General features: G+C 73.5%; 15 protein-coding genes and 1 tRNA gene. 12 read left to right on the top strand and 4 right to left on the bottom strand.

What is annotated here, in order from left to right; genetic code table 11:
* Positions 1-32 precede the first annotated feature (32 nt).
* Genes D4B81_RS10930 through D4B81_RS10920 form a run of 3 tightly spaced genes read left to right on the top strand, consistent with a single transcriptional unit; the run spans position 33 to position 2,852 of the window.
* Positions 33-908, top strand: coding sequence for an ABC transporter permease (locus tag D4B81_RS10930; protein WP_474100187.1), 876 nt, complete (start codon positions 33-35; stop codon positions 906-908).
* Positions 905-1,978, top strand: coding sequence for an oligopeptide/dipeptide ABC transporter ATP-binding protein (locus D4B81_RS10925; RefSeq protein ID WP_122262680.1), 1,074 nt, complete (start codon positions 905-907; stop codon positions 1,976-1,978). Before D4B81_RS10930 ends, D4B81_RS10925 begins: the two co-directional genes overlap by 4 nt.
* The gene (locus D4B81_RS10920; RefSeq protein WP_122262679.1) at positions 1,971-2,852 is read left to right on the top strand and encodes an ATP-binding cassette domain-containing protein; all 882 of its coding nucleotides are present in this window, start codon (positions 1,971-1,973) and stop codon (positions 2,850-2,852) included. Before D4B81_RS10925 ends, D4B81_RS10920 begins: the two co-directional genes overlap by 8 nt.
* Positions 2,853-2,950: 98 nt before the next feature.
* Here the strand turns inward: D4B81_RS10920 and D4B81_RS10915 are convergent, their stop codons facing one another.
* A complete protein-coding gene (locus tag D4B81_RS10915) occupies positions 2,951-4,243 on the bottom strand; it encodes an MFS transporter (RefSeq protein ID WP_161965125.1) in 1,293 nt (430 codons plus the stop codon).
* A gap of 80 nt (positions 4,244-4,323) precedes the next feature.
* On the opposite strand from D4B81_RS10915, the gene D4B81_RS18835 reads away from it, so the two are divergent.
* Genes D4B81_RS18835 through D4B81_RS10895 form a run of 4 tightly spaced genes read left to right on the top strand, consistent with a single transcriptional unit; the run spans position 4,324 to position 7,792 of the window.
* Complete coding sequence (locus D4B81_RS18835; protein WP_122262677.1) at positions 4,324-4,959, top strand: winged helix-turn-helix domain-containing protein; 636 nt, start codon at positions 4,324-4,326, stop codon at positions 4,957-4,959.
* The gene (locus D4B81_RS10905; RefSeq protein WP_237565944.1) at positions 4,949-6,097 is read left to right on the top strand and encodes a P1 family peptidase; all 1,149 of its coding nucleotides are present in this window, start codon (positions 4,949-4,951) and stop codon (positions 6,095-6,097) included. Before D4B81_RS18835 ends, D4B81_RS10905 begins: the two co-directional genes overlap by 11 nt.
* A gap of 10 nt (positions 6,098-6,107) precedes the next feature.
* Positions 6,108-6,974 carry a formyltetrahydrofolate deformylase gene (gene purU, locus D4B81_RS10900; protein ID WP_122262675.1) on the top strand — a complete coding sequence of 289 codons (867 nt, stop codon included), beginning with the start codon at positions 6,108-6,110 and terminating at the stop codon, positions 6,972-6,974.
* A gap of 26 nt (positions 6,975-7,000) precedes the next feature.
* Complete coding sequence (locus D4B81_RS10895) at positions 7,001-7,792, top strand: SDR family NAD(P)-dependent oxidoreductase (RefSeq protein ID WP_122262674.1); 792 nt, start codon at positions 7,001-7,003, stop codon at positions 7,790-7,792.
* Positions 7,793-7,801: 9 nt separating this feature from the next.
* Here the strand turns inward: D4B81_RS10895 and D4B81_RS10890 are convergent, their stop codons facing one another.
* Positions 7,802-9,457, bottom strand: coding sequence for an AMP-binding protein (locus tag D4B81_RS10890; RefSeq protein WP_122262672.1), 1,656 nt, complete (start codon positions 9,455-9,457; stop codon positions 7,802-7,804).
* 57 nt (positions 9,458-9,514) lie between these two features.
* Between D4B81_RS10890 and cutA the strand changes: the two genes are divergently transcribed.
* Positions 9,515-9,889: a divalent-cation tolerance protein CutA gene (gene cutA, locus D4B81_RS10885; RefSeq protein WP_122262670.1), complete on the top strand. Its 375-nt coding sequence runs from the start codon at positions 9,515-9,517 to the stop codon at positions 9,887-9,889.
* Positions 9,890-9,899: 10 nt separating this feature from the next.
* Here cutA and D4B81_RS10880 read toward each other — a convergent pair.
* Positions 9,900-9,970: transfer RNA gene (locus D4B81_RS10880), tRNA-Gly, on the bottom strand.
* Positions 9,971-10,051: 81 nt separating this feature from the next.
* On the opposite strand from D4B81_RS10880, the gene dcd reads away from it, so the two are divergent.
* Positions 10,052-10,633, top strand: coding sequence for a dCTP deaminase (gene dcd / locus D4B81_RS10875; protein WP_122262668.1), 582 nt, complete (start codon positions 10,052-10,054; stop codon positions 10,631-10,633).
* 10 nt (positions 10,634-10,643) lie between these two features.
* Positions 10,644-11,696: a M15 family metallopeptidase gene (locus D4B81_RS10870; protein ID WP_122262666.1), complete on the top strand. Its 1,053-nt coding sequence runs from the start codon at positions 10,644-10,646 to the stop codon at positions 11,694-11,696.
* A gap of 19 nt (positions 11,697-11,715) precedes the next feature.
* On the opposite strand, the gene D4B81_RS10865 is transcribed toward D4B81_RS10870, so the two are convergent.
* Positions 11,716-14,040, bottom strand: coding sequence for a (Fe-S)-binding protein (locus D4B81_RS10865; RefSeq protein WP_122262664.1), 2,325 nt, complete (start codon positions 14,038-14,040; stop codon positions 11,716-11,718).
* A gap of 119 nt (positions 14,041-14,159) precedes the next feature.
* Between D4B81_RS10865 and cysK the strand changes: the two genes are divergently transcribed.
* Positions 14,160-15,095: a cysteine synthase A gene (gene cysK / locus D4B81_RS10860; RefSeq protein WP_122262662.1), complete on the top strand. Its 936-nt coding sequence runs from the start codon at positions 14,160-14,162 to the stop codon at positions 15,093-15,095.
* Positions 15,095-15,718, top strand: a complete 624-nt coding sequence (epsC, locus tag D4B81_RS10855; RefSeq protein WP_122262660.1) for a serine O-acetyltransferase EpsC — start codon at positions 15,095-15,097, stop codon at positions 15,716-15,718. Before cysK ends, epsC begins: the two co-directional genes overlap by 1 nt.
* The last annotated feature ends 44 nt before the right edge of the window (positions 15,719-15,762 follow it).

Raw genomic sequence — 15,762 nt, 5'->3', positions numbered from 1 at the left:
AGGCGCTGCAGGGAGTCCCGGCGCTCGGGCCGGTGGGTGGACCGGGCGGCGGGGCTGCGGCCGGGCCGCTGGCCGTCGAGGGGGCGGGTCGCCGGCGTGCGCTCAACCCCTCGCTGCTCATCGGCGGCTCGATCGTGCTGGCCATCGTGCTGCTGGCGCTGGTGTCCTACGTGTGGACCCCGTGGCCGCCGATGCGGGTGCTGCCGGTCGAGCCCTACCAGACGCCCAACGCCGAGCACTGGCTCGGCACCGACCGGCTGCGCCGGGACGTCCTCACCCAGATCCTCGTCGGCGCGCGGACCACGCTCTTCGTGGGGCTGGTCGCCGTGGGGGTGGCCGCCGTGGTCGGGGTGCCGCTGGGGATCCTCGCCGCGATGTCTCCCGGGTGGCTGGGGCAGCTGGTGATGCGGACCAACGACGTGCTGCTCGCCTTCCCCGCGCTGCTGCTCGCGATCATGTTCGCTGCGCTCTACGGCGGCTCCACGCGGGTGGCGATGATCGCCATCGGCATCGCCACCATCCCCGCCTTCGCCCGGATCACCCGGTCCGGGGCGCTGGGGGTGATGGCCTCGGAGTACGTCGTGGCCGCCCGGTCCGCGGGACGCTCCGCGCTCGGCATCGCCGGGCGGCACGTCCTGCCCAACGTCGCCGGGCTCGTCATCGTGCAGGCGTCGGTGTCGTTCGCGATCGCGATCCTGGCCGAGGCCGCCCTGGCCTACCTCGGGCTGGGCACCCCGACCGGGCAGGCGTCCTGGGGGCGGATGCTCTTCGAGGCGCAGACGACGCTGCGGTCCGCGCCCCACCTCGCGCTCGTCCCGGGCGCCGCGATCGCCCTGTCGGTGCTCGGCTTCAACCTCTTCGGCGACGGCCTGCGCGACTGGCTCGACCCCAAGCTGGAGGGCCGATGACCACGCCCGGCCGAGTGGTCGCCACGGACGGACCGGCGGGTCCGGGCGGGCCGGTCGGGGCGGGGCGCACGGTGCTGCGGGTGGACGGGCTCTCCGTCGGCACGCGGCAGACGCCGCTGCTCTCCGACGTCAGCTTCTCCGTCGACCGGGGCGAGCGGGTCGGGCTGATCGGCGAGTCCGGCTCCGGCAAGTCGCTGACCGCGCTGGCGGTGATGGGCCTGCTGCCCGAGGGGCTCGGGGCGAGCGGCGACGTGCGCCTCTCGGCCCGCACCCCGGCCGCGCGCAACCTCCTCGGGGTCGGGGAGCGGGAGATGGCGCGGGTGCGCGGCGACGGTATGTCGATGGTGTTCCAGGAGCCGATGACGGCCCTCAACCCCACGATGCGCGTCGGCGACCAGGTCGCCGAGGTCATGCTGCTGCACCGCACCCAGCCCTCACGGTCGGCCGCGCGACGCCGGGTGGTCGAGCTCCTGGGCCAGGTCGACCTGCCGGACCCCGCGCACCTGGCCCGGTCCTACCCCCACGAGCTCTCCGGTGGCCAGCGCCAGCGCGTCGTGCTGGCGATCGCGCTGGCCAACGACCCCGCCCTGCTGATCTGCGACGAGCCGACGACCGCGCTCGACGTCACGGTGCAGGCGACCGTCCTCGACCTCGTCGTCCGGGGCGTCGAGGAGCGCGACTCCGCGATGCTCTTCATCACCCACGACCTCGGGGTGGTCGCCACGGTGTGCGAGCGGGTGCTGGTCATGTACGGCGGCCGCATCGTCGAGGCCGGCCCCGTGCAGGAGGTCTTCGCCGACCCCCGCCACCGCTACACCCAGGGCCTGGTCGCCGCGAGCGACCTCGCGGGCGCCGACGGTCGGCGGGGCCGCGCCCAGCTGCCGACCATCCCGGGCACCGTGCCGCCGGCCGGCCGCTTCCCCAGCGGCTGCGTCTTCCGGACCCGCTGCACCCACGCGACGCAGGCCTGCGCCAGCCAGCCGCCGTGGACGCCGCGCGGGAAGCACCCCGCCGGTGCGGCGGCATACGGTCACGCGTGCGTGCACCCCGCAGGAGGTGACGATGACTGACCCTGCCAGGGACGCGACCGCCGGACCCCCGGGCCCGGCGATCGAGCTGCGCGGCGTGAGCCGCGACTTCCGGCGACGACGGACGTCGCTGAGCACACCCCCGCCGGTCGTCCACGCCGTCCGCGACGTCAGCCTGTCGGTCGCCCGCGGGGAACGGTTCGGGATCGTCGGCGAGTCCGGCTCGGGCAAGTCGACGCTGCTCCGGCTGGTCTGCGGCCTCGACCGGCCCACCTCCGGCGAGCTGTACGTCGAGGGGCGCCCCGTCCACGACCAGCCGCACCGGCGCCTCCGCTGGCTCAGGTCGACCCTGCAGCTGGTCTTCCAGGACCCGATGGGCAGCCTCGACCCCCGGATGCGGGTGCGCGACATCGTGGCCGAGCCGCTCGTGGCCCAGGGCCGCCGGGCGGGCAACCGGGAGCGCGTGGTCGACCTGCTGGAGCGGGTCGGGCTGTCGGCCGACGCGGCGGACCGCTACCCCCACCAGTTCTCCGGCGGGCAGCGGCAGCGGATCTCGGTCGCCCGCGCGCTGGCCCCCGACCCCGACATCCTCGTGGCCGACGAGCCGGTGTCGGCCCTGGACGTCTCGGTCCGGGCCCAGGTGCTCAACCTCATCGACGAGGTGGTCGAGGGGTTCGACCTGACGCTGGTGCTCGTCAGCCACGACCTCTCCGTCGTGCGGCACGTCTGCGACCGGGTGACCGTGATGCAGCGGGGGGAGCTCGTCGAGGTCGCGCCCACCGAGCAGCTCTTCACGGCACCCGAGCACCCGTACACCCGCTCGCTGCTCGCCGCCGTCCCCGACCTGCAGACCGCGCTCTCCGGTCGCACCGCCCGGGACCTGGCCGCCGGGGTCCGGGGACAGGCGCCTGCCTAGGGCCCGCCGGTCGCCCACGGGGATCGATGTGCGGTCCTGTCGTGTCACGGACGTCGTCAGGGCGATGACCGTGACACGACAGAAGCGCACAGGCGTCCTCACGCCTCGGCCCGGTCCCACTGCGCCGGGCGGGGGAGGGTGCGCAGCGCCCGGCTGGTGAGCACCGCCGCGACGGCGAGCAGGCAGACCGCCGCGCAGACGAGCAGCGTCGGCCGCAGCCCCAGCAGCGCGAGGCCGAAGCCCGCCACGACGGGGGCGAGCGGCGTGGCGCCGGCGGAGACCAGCTGGGCAGCGCTCATCACCCTCCCCAGCACCGCGCGCGGCGTCCGGTGCATCAGGTAGCTCATCATGGCCGCGTTGGTGGCCGGTGCCCCGAGGATGCCGACGGCGAGGACCGCCAGCCGGCCCCAGAAGCCGGGCACGAACGGCAGCACGAGCATCGACAGCCCCGCCATCGTCATCCCGGCCATCGCCACCCAGCCGGAGGGCAGGCGCTGCACCAGGGGGGCGGCGGCGACGGCGCCGACCAGCATGCCCACCCCGATCGACGTCGAGACCAGGCCGATCCGCGCCGGGTCCTCGCCGGTGGTCGCCAGGTGGTAGAGCAGCGTGGTGACGGCCGCGTTCAGACCCAGGTTGAGCAGCAGCGCGACGCCCATCACCCGGCGCAGCTCGGGCCGAGCCCACAGCCAGCGGAGCCCGGACACCACGTCCGCACGGATCGAGGAGGGTCCTGCCGCGGGCTCGGGCCGGAAGTCCCCCCGCAGCACCAGCGCGCCCGCCGCAGCGACGAGGTAGGCGGCCGCCGCGGCCAGCAGCGCGGGCACCGCGCCGAGACCGAGCAGCAGGCCGGCCAGCGGAGGGCCACCCATCGACACCGCGGCGTCACGGGCCTGGTTGGCGGCCGACGCGCCCGGCAGCTGCCCGGAGGGGACGACCTGCTTGAGCGCGGCGTCGGACGCGCCGGCGAGCAGCCCGGCACGGATGCCCGCCAGCAGGTTGAGCACGCCGAGGGCCACCAGCCCCAGGTCCAGGCCGACCACGGCGACCATGCCCGTGACGACGGCGGCGGCCAGCAGGCCGCTGAGGACCATGAGGCTGCGCAGGTCGTGCCGGTCGGCGAGCACCCCGCCGAGGAGGGTCGTGGCGACCCGGCCGCCGAGGCCGACGGCGGCGACGGTGCCGGCCGCCGCCGCGTCCCCGGTGACGAGGACGACGAGCAGCGGGACGAGGAAGAACTGCAGCGCGGACCCGAGCGCCTGGCCGGTGTCGCTCAGCAGCCAGGCCAGATAGGGACCGGAGCGCCACAGCGGCAGGGGGACGGGAGCGGGGGTGGTCCCGTCGGGATCGGGGGTCTGGGGGGCGGCTTCGGCCGCGGTGCTCGTGCTCATGCTCAGACGGTAGACCCGCACACAAAATTGCGCAATGGATATTGCGCAACTTTCTTTGCGAGTTCGGCTAGGCTGCCTTCATGGCCTCCGAGGACCCACGTACCGTCCGGCTCACGTCGCCGATGCTCAAGGCGGTCTCGCACCCGCTGCGCCGTCGGATCCTCGAGCTCATGCACGAGGACGTGCCCCGCCGGGCGGCCGACCTGGCCGAGCTCGTGGGTGCCCCGGCCAACTCGGTGAGCTTCCACCTCCGCCAGCTGGCCGGTGCCGGGCTCATCGTCGAGGCGCCCGAGCACGCCCGTGACCGGCGGGACCGCGTGTGGATGGCGGCGGGCAGCGGCTACACGATCCCCACGCCGGCGACCCCGCCCAGCCCGGAGGACGAGCTGGTGCTGCGCTCCTTCCTGGACCAGGAGGCCCTCGACCTGCACGACCTCGTCGCGCGCGTCACCGCCTGGGCCCCCGACTGGGGCAGCGGCCGCGACACCACGCCCCGCGCCGCCATCCAGACCGGCCTGGTGGAGCTGACCCAGGAGGATGCGCGGTGGCTCTCCGACACGCTCCAGGACGTCATGTCGCAGGCGGTCGAGCGCAGCCGCCGGCCCACCGAGGAGCCGCGTCGGCTGTGGCGGCTGGTCGCCATCCTCGCCGACGACTCGCTGCCCGCCCCGGGCGAGACCACCCGCGACCCCCAGGAGACGACCCGTGACGCCTGAGCCCGCGCCCGGCCCGACCAACTCCCTCGCCGACGTCGCCGGGCTGGCCGTCGGCCAGAGCCAGCGCGTCGGCGACGGCTGGCTCACCGGGACCACGGTGGTCCTCGCCCCTCCGGAGGGAGCGGCCTGCGGCGCCGACGTGCGCGGCGGGGGGCCCGGCACCCGGGAGACCGACCTGCTCGACCCCTGCAACGTCGTCGACCGGGTGCACGCGGTCGTGCTGTCCGGCGGCTCCGCGTTCGGGCTGGCCGCCGCCGACGGCGTCATGCGCTGGCTGCTGGAGCGCGGCTGCGGGTTCGGCATGGGCGAGCCGCACGAGGTGGTCCCGATCGTGCCGGGGGCGGTGATGTTCGACCTCGGCCGCGGCGGGCGCTGGGACGCGACCCCCGGCCCCGACCTCGGCGCCGCCGCCTGCGACGACGCCGACCGGGCCCGGACGGCAGGCGCCGGCGGGTATGCCGTCCCTCCCGCCCAGGGCGTCGTCGGCGCCGGGACGGGGGGTCAGCTGGCCGGCGGGCTCAAGGGCGGCGTGGGGACCGCCAGCCTGGTGCTGCCCGGCGGCGGCACGGTCGCCGCGCTCGTGGTGCTCAACGCCGTGGGCTCGACCGTGGACCTGCGCACCGGTGAGCTGCTCGGAGCGCGGCACCTCCTCCCCGGTGACCTCGACGTCATACCCGGGTCGGCCCGGGGCAGCGTGCGCCTGCGCACGCCCGACCCCGCTGAGGTGGAGGAGGCGCGTCGCCGCGCCGCGGCCGCCCCCGGCCCGCCCCGCACCCTCGCCACGACCATCGGCGTCGTCGCGACGGACCTGACGCTCACCGACGCGCTGTGCCAGCGCCTGGCCATGAGCGGCCAGGACGGGCTGGCACGGGCGATCGAGCCGGCGCACACCATGCTCGACGGGGACACCCTCTTCGGCATGTCGACCGGCCGGCTCCCCGCCCCGCCCGACCTGCGGGGCCTCGACGCCCTGCTCGCCGGGGCGGCCACGGTGGTCACCCGGGCCGTCGTGCGGGCGACGCTGGCCGCGGAGACCGTGGAGACGCCGGCGGGGACCTGGCGCAGCTACCGCGACGCCTTCCCCAGCGCGCTCGTCCACGACCCCACGGCGGCCGGCGCCGCCGGTGACGGCTCGTAGACTCCCCACCGTGACCTCCGAACCCGGCCGCACCTTCGTCCTGACCCTCTCCTGCCCGGACCGCCGCGGGATCGTGCACGCGGTCACCGGCGCGCTCCTCGAGCAGGACCTGTCCATCACCGACAGCCAGCAGTTCGCCGACCCGAGCACCGGGGAGTTCCACCTGCGCATCGAGGCCGCCCGGGAGGGCGACGCGGTCGACGTGGCGGTCCTGCGCGACGCCCTGGCCCCGGTGGTCGACGAGCTCGACGGCCAGTGGCAGGTGCACGACCGCAGCGTGCCGCACCGGGTGCTGGTGCTCGTGAGCCGGATGGGCCACTGCCTCAACGACCTGCTCTTCCGCACGCGCACGGGCCAGCTCCCGGTGACCATCCCCGCGATCGTCTCCAACCACGAGGACTTCCGGGACCTCGCGGAGTGGCACGGCATCCCCTTCCACCACGTCCCGGTCACCGCCGGCACCAAGCCGCAGGCCGAGGCGCGCCTGCGCGAGCTGGTCGCCGAGCACGCGGTGGACACCATCGCGCTCGCCCGCTACATGCAGGTGCTCTCGGCCGACCTGTGCGCCGACCACTCCGGGCGCATCATCAACATCCACCACTCCCTGCTGCCCAGCTTCAAGGGCGCCCGCCCCTACACCCAGGCGCACGACCGGGGGGTCAAGGTCATCGGCGCCACCGCCCACTACGTGACCGCAGACCTCGACGAGGGGCCGATCATCGAGCAGGACTTCCGCCGGGTCGACCACCGCCTCACCCCCGAGCAGCTGGCCCAGCAGGGCCAGGAGCTCGAGGCCGCGGCGTTCTCCCGCGCCATCCGCTGGCACGCCGAGCACCGCGTCGTGCTGCGCGGCGGGCGCACCATCGTCTTCAACTGACCGCCCACCTGACACACTCCTGCGGTATGACGTCCCTCGACTACGCGCAGATGTTCCGGCTCGACGGGCGCCACGCCGTCGTCGTCGGCTGCGGCGGCATCGGCTCCGAGATCGCCGCCGGCCTGGCCGCCCAGGGCGCCCGCGTCACCTGTCTCGACAAGGACCTGGCTGCGGCCGCGCAGACCCGGGACCGCCTGCCGCACAGCCAGACCCGGGCGCACACGGCATACCCCGTCGACGTGCTCGACCCCGCCCCGCTGGGGCGGCTGGCCGCGGAGCTCGGCGACGTCGACGTGCTCGTGCTGACGGCCGCGGTCAACGTGCGCAAGCGGCTGCTCGACTACACGGCCGAGGAGTTCGACCGGGTCGTCTCGCTCAACCTGCGCGCGACCTTCGACGTGGTCCGGGCGTTCGCGCCGCGGATGGTGGAGCGGGGGAGCGGGTCCGTCGTGGCGCTCACCTCGATCCGTGCGGTGACGGTGGAGCCGGGACAGGGGGTGTACGCCGCGACGAAGGCGGGCGTGATGCAGCTCGTGCGCACCTGGGCTGCCGAGCTCGGGCCGGCCGGAGTGCGGGTCAACGCCGTCGCGCCGGGAGTGGTGGAGACGCCGCTGACGCAGCAGATCCGCGACGACGAGGCATGGGGGCGGGCGTACGCCGAGAAGTCCGCGCTCGGCCGGTGGGCACGGCCGGAGGAGATGGTGGGCGCGGTGTGCTGGCTCGCCTCCGACGCGGCGTCCTTCGTCACCGGCTCCCAGGTGATGGTCGACGGCGGGTGGACGGCCGTCGACGGCAGGTTCACGCCGCCGTTCTCCTGACGGTGCGGCTCAGTCCTGGGTCCCGCCGAGGATCGTCCGGGCCTGCTCGCGCAGCTCGACCTTGCGCACCTTCCCGGTGACGGTCATCGGGAACTCGTCGATCACCTGGACGTAGCGAGGCACCTTGAAGTGCGCCAGCCGGCCGCTGGCGAAGGCCCGCACGTCCTCGGCCGTCAGCGGCGCAGCGCCGGGCCGCAGGCGCAGCCACGCCATCAGCTCCTCGCCGTAGCGCTCGTCGGGCACGCCGACGACCTGGGCGTCGACGACGTCGGGGTGCCCCATGAGGAACTCCTCGACCTCGCGGGGGTAGATGTTCTCCCCGCCGCGGATCACCAGGTCCTTGATCCGGCCGGTGACCTCGACGTAGCCGCCCTCGTCCATGACCGCGATGTCCCCGGTGGCCATCCACCCGTCGCGGATGACCTCGTTGGTCCGGTCGGGCTGCTCCCAGTAGCCGACCATCACCGAGTAGCCCTTGGTGCACAGCTCGCCCGGCCGTCCCCGCCGCACGATCTCGCGGGTCGCCGGGTCGACGATCTTGAGCTCCAGGTGGGGGCCGACCCGGCCGACGGTGCCGACCTTCTTCTCGAAGGGGTCGCGGGGCGAGGTCTGCGTCGACACCGGCGAGGTCTCGGTCATCCCGTAGCAGATGGTCATGTCGGTGACGCCGGCGTCGATGAGCCGCTGCATCACCGACGCGGGGCACAGGGAACCGGCCATGATCCCGGTGCGGACGCTGGCCAGGTCGGCGACCGAGAACTCCCCGCCGGCGTCGATGAGCTCCAGCTCGGCGATGAACATCGTCGGCACCCCGTAGAGGGAGGTGCACTGCTCGTCACGCACGGCGCGCAGCGTCGCGGCGGCGTCGAAGCCAGGACCGGGGATGACCATGCAGGCGCCGTGCGTGACCGCCGCGAGGTTGCCCATCACCATGCCGAAGCAGTGGTAGAACGGCACCGGGATGCAGATCCGGTCCTCCTGCGTGTAGCCGCAGCCCTGGCCGACGAAGAACCCGTTGTTGAGGATGTTGCGGTGCGAGAGGGTCGCGCCCTTGGGGAAGCCCGTGGTGCCGGAGGTGTACTGGATGTTGACGGGGTCGTCGGGGGAGAGCGTGCTCTGGATCTCGTGCAGCCGTGACCGGGTCACCTGGGTGGAGTTCTGCAGGAGCTCACGCCAGCTGTCCTGCCCGATGACGACGGTGCGGGCCAGCGACGGGCACCCCGGGAGCACCTCCTCCACCATCGCCGGGTAGTCGCTGCCCCGGAACTCCTCGGCGACGACGAGCATCCGCACCCCGGCCTGGTTGAGCACGAACGCCAGCTCGTGGGTGCGGTAGGCGGGGTTGATGTTGACGAGGATGACGCCCAGCTTGGCGGTCGCCAGCTGGACGATCGTCCACTCGGCGCAGTTGGGCGCCCAGATCCCGACGCGGTCACCGGTGCGCACGCCCGAGGCGATGAGCCCACGGGCCACCCGCTCCACGTCGCCGAGCAGCTCCCCGTAGGTCCAGCGCCGCCCGGTGGCGGCGTCCACCAGGGCCTCACGGTCGTGGTGGGCGCGCGCGGTCGCGTCCAGCGTGTCACCGATGGTCCGCTCGAGGAGGGGTATGTCGACCCGTCCGCTGGCGTAGGACGGCTCGGGGAGGGAGACGCCGGTGGCTTCCATGGGCCCATCCTGCCCTGCCGCGCCGACCGACCGGACGGATGGGCATACTCATGTGCCATGGACTCCCCTCCCTCGATCCCCGCCGAGCAGCCTGCGCTCGTCGAGGCCCACGTCACCGTGCCCGACCCCGAGGCGGCCCAGCGCATCGCGAACGACCTGGTGGCCCGGCAGCTGGCGGCCTGCGTCCAGGTGCTGGGCCCGATGGCCTCGGTCTACGTGTGGCAGGGGGAGGTGCACCGCGCGCAGGAGTGGCTGCTGCTGGTCAAGACGACGGCCGAGGCGTTCCCGCGGGTGGCCGAGGCGGTGCGCCACCAGCACCGCTACGACGTGCCGGAGATCATCGCCGTGCCGGTCACCCACGCGCTGTCCGACTACGGGCAGTGGGTGCGCAGCCACTCCGACGGCATCGACGACCGTGAGGTCCTGGCCTGAGGGGGAGCGGAGCGGGCGACGAGAATCGAACTCGCGTATTCAGCTTGGGAAGCTGATGTTCTACCATTGAACTACGCCCGCGAGGCCCAGGAAGCGGGCCGGGACGTCATACTAACCGCCCCGCCCGTCGCCTCCAAGCCGACCCACCGTTAGGTTGTCCACGTGCTGCTCTCCGACCGTGACATCCGGGCCCAGGTCGACGCCGGACGCGTCCGTCTCGCCCCGTGGGAGCCCGGCATGGTGCAGCCCTCGAGCGTGGACGTCCGCCTCGACCGGTTCTTCCGGCTCTTCGACAACCACAAGTACCCCGTCATCGACCCCGCGCTGGAGCAGCCGGACCTGACGCGGCTGGTCGAGGTGGACAGCGGGGAGAGCTTCGTGCTGCACCCGGGTGAGTTCGTCCTCGGGTCCACGTTCGAGGAGGTCACGCTGCCCGACGACATCGCCGCGCGGGTGGAGGGCAAGAGCTCGCTGGGGCGGCTCGGTCTGCTCACGCACGCGACCGCCGGGTTCGTCGATCCCGGGTTCACCGGGCACGTGACCCTGGAGCTGTCGAACGTGGCGACGCTGCCGATCGTGCTGCACCCCGGCATGAAGATCGGGCAGCTGTGCTTCTTCCAGCTCAGCTCTCCCTCCGAGCACCCCTACGGCTCGGACCCGCGGGGCAGCCACTACCAGGGGCAGCGCGGACCCACCGCCAGCCGCTCCTTCCAGAACTTCCACCGGACGCCGGTGAACGGGTGATGACCGCACCATGAGGCACCGGCCAGCCGCTGCGCCGCGCCACCGCACGGTCCCCCGCCACCAGGTGCCGCGGCGGGGTCCGCGGCACCGCGCCCCGGCCGACCCTGTCGGACCGGTGGGACGGCACGTCCGAGGGTCCTTCCGGCGACCGGTCGGCCGCCTCCTGGTGGCCGGTGCGCTGGGCGGCACGATGCTGGCGGTGAGCCCGGTGTCCGCCGACGCCCCGGTCGGCGCCCCGACCGCGCCGGCTCTGCGGAGTGCCCCGGTCGCCGTCGCCACCCCGACGGTGCCGGGCGAACCGGGTCGGTCCACCCCGCACGCTCGTCGGGAGAGCCTGTGCGACCCCGGGCAGGAGGTCGGCCGGGCGGAGGGCCCGGTCCCCGGTGCCGCCGGCCGCGCCGGGCTGGAACGGTTCGGACCCACCGTGGTCTGGTGGGCCTGCGACCCGTTCGCCGCCGTGGCAGGCCTGCCGCCCACCGAGCTGGAGGCCGGTGAACCGGAGCGCCTCTACACGCTGCTGACCCGCGACCAGGGGATCGAACCGCTCGACTACGCCCCGGACGACCTGGTGCCGTTGTTCGACGGTCCCTACCGGGCGCGCGCGGAGGTCGCCGACCAGCTCGTGCTGCTGGTCGAGGCGGCGCGCGAGGCCGGGCACCCGGTCGTCTCCGTGACCTCCGGGTTCCGGGACTACGCGACACAGGCGGGGACCTACGAGGACTGGGTCCGTCGGTCCGGTCCCGAGCAGGCCGACCGGGTGTCGGCGCGACCGGGGTTCAGCGAGCACCAGCTCGGCCTGGCCGTGGACCTCACCGGCACCTGCGGCGGCTTCGCCTGCTTCGGCGAGAGCCCCGAGGGACGGTGGGTCGCGGAGAACGCGCACCGGTTCGGCTTCATCATCCGCTACCCCGAGGGTGGCGCGGACGTCACCGGCTACGCCTACGAGCCGTGGCACCTGCGCTACGTCGGCCCGCGCGCAGCCTGGGCGATGCACCTGCGGGGCGAGGTCTACTGGGAGAACTACGCAGCGGTCGCGCTGAGCGCGGCCGACGTCCGCCCCTGACCCTCTCGGCCGGGACAGCTCAGGCGACGGGGGTGGGGTCGGGCTGGGACTGCGTCCCGGCGGCCCGCTCCGGATCCTCGCCCCGGCGCACGGCGGCCAGGAGCATCTGCGCCACGTCGACCACCTCGACCTCCTCGCGCGCACCCTCGGACTGCTTCTGGGTCAGCCCGTCGGAGAGCATGACCCGGCAGAACGGGCAGCCGATCGCGATCCGGTCGGCGCCGGTCGCGATGGCCTCCTCGGTGCGGTTGAGGTTGATGCGGGTGCCCAGCTTCTCCTCCATCCACATCCGGGCGCCGCCGGCGCCGCAGCAGAAGGACTTCTCGCCGTGCCGCGGCATCTCCCGCAGCTCCACCCCCGGCAGCGCCCCGAGCAGCTCGCGGGGCGGGGAGTAGACCTGGTTGTGGCGGCCCAGGTAGCACGGGTCGTGGTAGGTCACCGTCTCCGCGGTCGACGCGACGCCCGACGTGTCGGCCTCGCCCGGGCGGGCCACCGGGGTCAGCCGCTTCTCGCGCACCAGACGGTTGAGCAGCTGGGTGTGGTGGACCACCTCGAACTGGCCGCCCACCTGGGGGTACTCGTTCTTGATGGTGTTGAAGCAGTGGGCGCAGGTCACCACGATCTTCGTGGCGTTGACCTCCTTGAGGACCTCGACGTTCTGCATCGCCAGCATCTGGTAGAGGAACTCGTTGCCGGCGCGCCTGGCCGGGTCACCCGTGCAGGTCTCCCCGTCACCGAGCACCGCGAAGGTGACGCCCGCGGTGTGCAGCAGCTCGGCCACCGCCCGCGTCGTCTTCTTGGCGCGGTCCTCGAACGCGCCGGCGCACCCGACCCAGAACAGGTAGTCCACCTCCGCCATGTCCTCGACGTCAGCCCCCGCCATCGGGATCTCGAACGGCAGGTCCTTGGCCCAGTCCATCCGCAGCCGGGCGTTCATGCCCCACGGGTTGCCCTTGTTCTCGAGGTTCTTGAACAGTCCGCCCAGCTCGCTCGGGAACGCCGACTCGATCAGGGTCTGGTAGCGCCGCATGTCCACGATCGCGTCCACGTGCTCGATGTCGACCGGGCACTGCTCCACGCACGCCCCGCACGTGGTGCACGACCACAGCACGTCCGGGTCGATGACGGCACCGCCGCTGGGCACGGTCGGGTCCCCCTCGGTCTCACCGACGAGCGGTCGCTGCGCCTCCAGCACCGACCCGGAGGGTATGCCGTGCAGCCGGTCCGGGAGCCCGTCACCGGGGTGCTGGGCCAGGGAGGCGGTCGCCGCGTCACGGTGCGCCTCGTCGGCCAGCAGCCAGGGGGCCTTCGCCTGGTGGTGGTTGCGCAGGTTGAGCACGAGCATCTTGGGCGAGAGGGGCTTGTCCGTGCGCCAGGCCGGGCACTGCTCCTGGCAGCGGCCGCACTCGGTGCACGTGGAGAAGTCGAGGAGCCCCTTCCAGGTGAAGTCCTCGACCTTGCCGACGCCCAGCGCGGCGTCCTCGTCGAGGTCCTCGATCTCCTCGAAGTCCAGCGGCTCGCCGCCCACCATGACCGGCTGCAGCTCGGCCAGCGAGGTGCGCCCGTCGGGGTGCCGCTTGAACCAGATGTTGAAGAACGCGAGGAAGCGGTGCCAGGCCACCCCCATCGTCGGGGTGCGGGCGATGGTGATCAGCCACGTCATCGAGATCAGGATCTTCAGGAGCGCGACCAGGACGACCGCCGTCTCCAGAGCCCCGACCGAGAACCCCTCCAGGAGCCGGCCGAGCCAGGCGGTCAGCGGGAAGTGCAGGGCGCTGGCCCAGGTCTCGCCCTGGGCGCGGCCCACGGCATACTCCAGCGCGCGGAGCGCGACGATGCACAGGCCGACGCCGAGGATCACCGCCTCGACGAAGTAGGCCTGCCAGAAGCTGGAGCCCCAGAACCGTGAGCGGCGCCCCTGGCTGCGCGGGTGGTTGCGCTGTCGCACGACGATCAGCACGAGGATGCCCACCACCGCGGACCAGCCGAAGATCTCGGTGAGCCACTCGTAGGGAGCCCAGTGGCCGATGAGCGGCAGGACGAAGTGCGGGTCGAGGAGCTGCCCGTAGGCGGTGAGGAGGGTGAGGAAGAGCAGGCCGAAGCTGACCATCACGAACCAGTGCGCGACCGCCACCACCGGCTTGCGCGCCATCCGGGTGTGACCGAGGAACTCGCGGACGAGCGTGACGCTCCGGGCGCCCGGTTCGTCCGTCCGGGCCGCCGGCTGCCCCAGGCGGAAGACGGTGACGAAGCTGTTGACCGACCGCACGAACAGCGCCACCGCGGTGAGGGTGACGACCGCGGCGAGAACCATGGCCACGACCTGAAGAACTCCGACGTCCATAGGGGGAGGGTAGTGCGCGGGCCGGACAAGCCTGGACCCGGCAAGGGGAATAACCCGACGTTGGCCCCTGTATAACATGGGTAGCGACATCGCTTGTCCCCGACGAAAGGCCTCCTCCCGTGCCCGTGTACGACGACATCACCCAGGTCATCGGCCGCACCCCCCTCGTGCGTCTGCGCCGCCTCACCGACGGCATCGCCGACGGAGCGCAGGTCCTGGCCAAGCTGGAGTCGCAGAACCCGGCCGCCTCCGTCAAGGACCGCATCGGAGCCTCCATCATCGACGCCGCCGTCGAGAGCGGCGAGCTCCAGCCCGGCGGCACCATCGTGGAAGGCACGTCCGGCAACACGGGCATCGCGCTGGCGATGGTCGGCGCCGCCCGGGGCTACAAGGTCGTCCTGGCCATGCCGGAGACGATGAGCCTCGAGCGCCGCGCCCTCCTGCGCGCCTACGGCGCCGAGCTGGTCCTCACCCCGGGCTCGGAGGGGATGCGCGGAGCCGTCGGCAAGGCCGAGGAGATCGCGGCCGAGCGCGGCGCGGTGCGGGCGCGGCAGTTCGCCAACCCGGCCAACATCAAGGTGCACTACGAGACCACCGGCCCGGAGATCTGGGCCGACACCGAGGGCGGCGTGGACGTCTTCGTCGCCGGCGTCGGCACCGGCGGCACCATCACCGGCGCCGGCCGCTACCTGCGCGAGCAGAAGCCGGACGTGCGCCTGGCCGTCGTCGAGCCCGCCGACAGCCCCATCCTCTCCGGTGGCCAGCCCGGCCCCCACAAGATCCAGGGTCTCGGCGCCAACTTCGTTCCCGAGATCCTCGACACCGAGCTCTACGACGAGGTTCTCGACGCCACGCTCGAGGACTCGATCCGGGTCTCCCGCGCGCTCGCGACGGAGGAGGGCATCCTGGCCGGGATCTCCTCGGGCGCCAACGTCTGGGGCGCCCTGGAGATCGCCCGCCGCCCCGAGAGCGCCGGCAAGACCATCGTCGTCGTCATCCCCTCGTTCGGTGAGCGCTACCTCTCCACGGTGCTCTTCGAGGACCTGCGCGACTGATGACCCTCCTCACCCTTGTCCGAGCACCCCGGCGGGCCGCCGGGGTGCTCGGCCGGGCCGTCGCCACCGTCCGGGACGACCTGGACGCCGCGGTCGCGCGGGACCCCGCCACGGACAGCCGTGTGGAGATGGCCCTGGCCTCGCCGGGGCTGCACGCGATCTGGACCCACCGGGTCAGCCACGCCCTCTGGGGGCGCGGCCACCGGCTGCCCGCACGGCTGCTCTCGCAAGCCGCCCGGGCTGCCACCGGCGTCGAGATCCACCCCGGGGCCACGCTGGGCCGGCGCTTCTTCATCGACCACGGCATGGGCGTCGTCATCGGCGAGACCGCGGAGGTCGGCGACGACGTGATGCTCTACCACGGGGTGACCCTCGGCGGCCGCTCGATGGAACCGGTCAAGCGCCACCCGACCCTCGGTGACGGCGTCACCGTCGGGGCGGGGGCCAAGGTGCTGGGCAACATCGTCCTCGGCCACGGCGCGCAGGTCGGCGCCAACGCGGTCGTCACCAAGGACGTGCCCGCGATGTGCGTCGCGACGGGGGTGCCCGCGAAGGTCCGCGCCTGCGAGCCGGGCGTCGACCCCCAGCACGCGCTCTACGACGAGCCCGCGCTCTGGATCTGACGCGCACAGGATCTGACGCGCCACGGCATACCCGGAGCACGAGA

Source organism: Ornithinimicrobium cerasi, assembly GCF_003702705.1.
Lineage (GTDB): Bacteria > Actinomycetota > Actinomycetes > Actinomycetales > Dermatophilaceae > Ornithinicoccus > Ornithinicoccus cerasi.
Note: the sequence above shows the minus strand (reverse complement) of the source record. Positions and strands in the feature narration are given on the sequence as shown.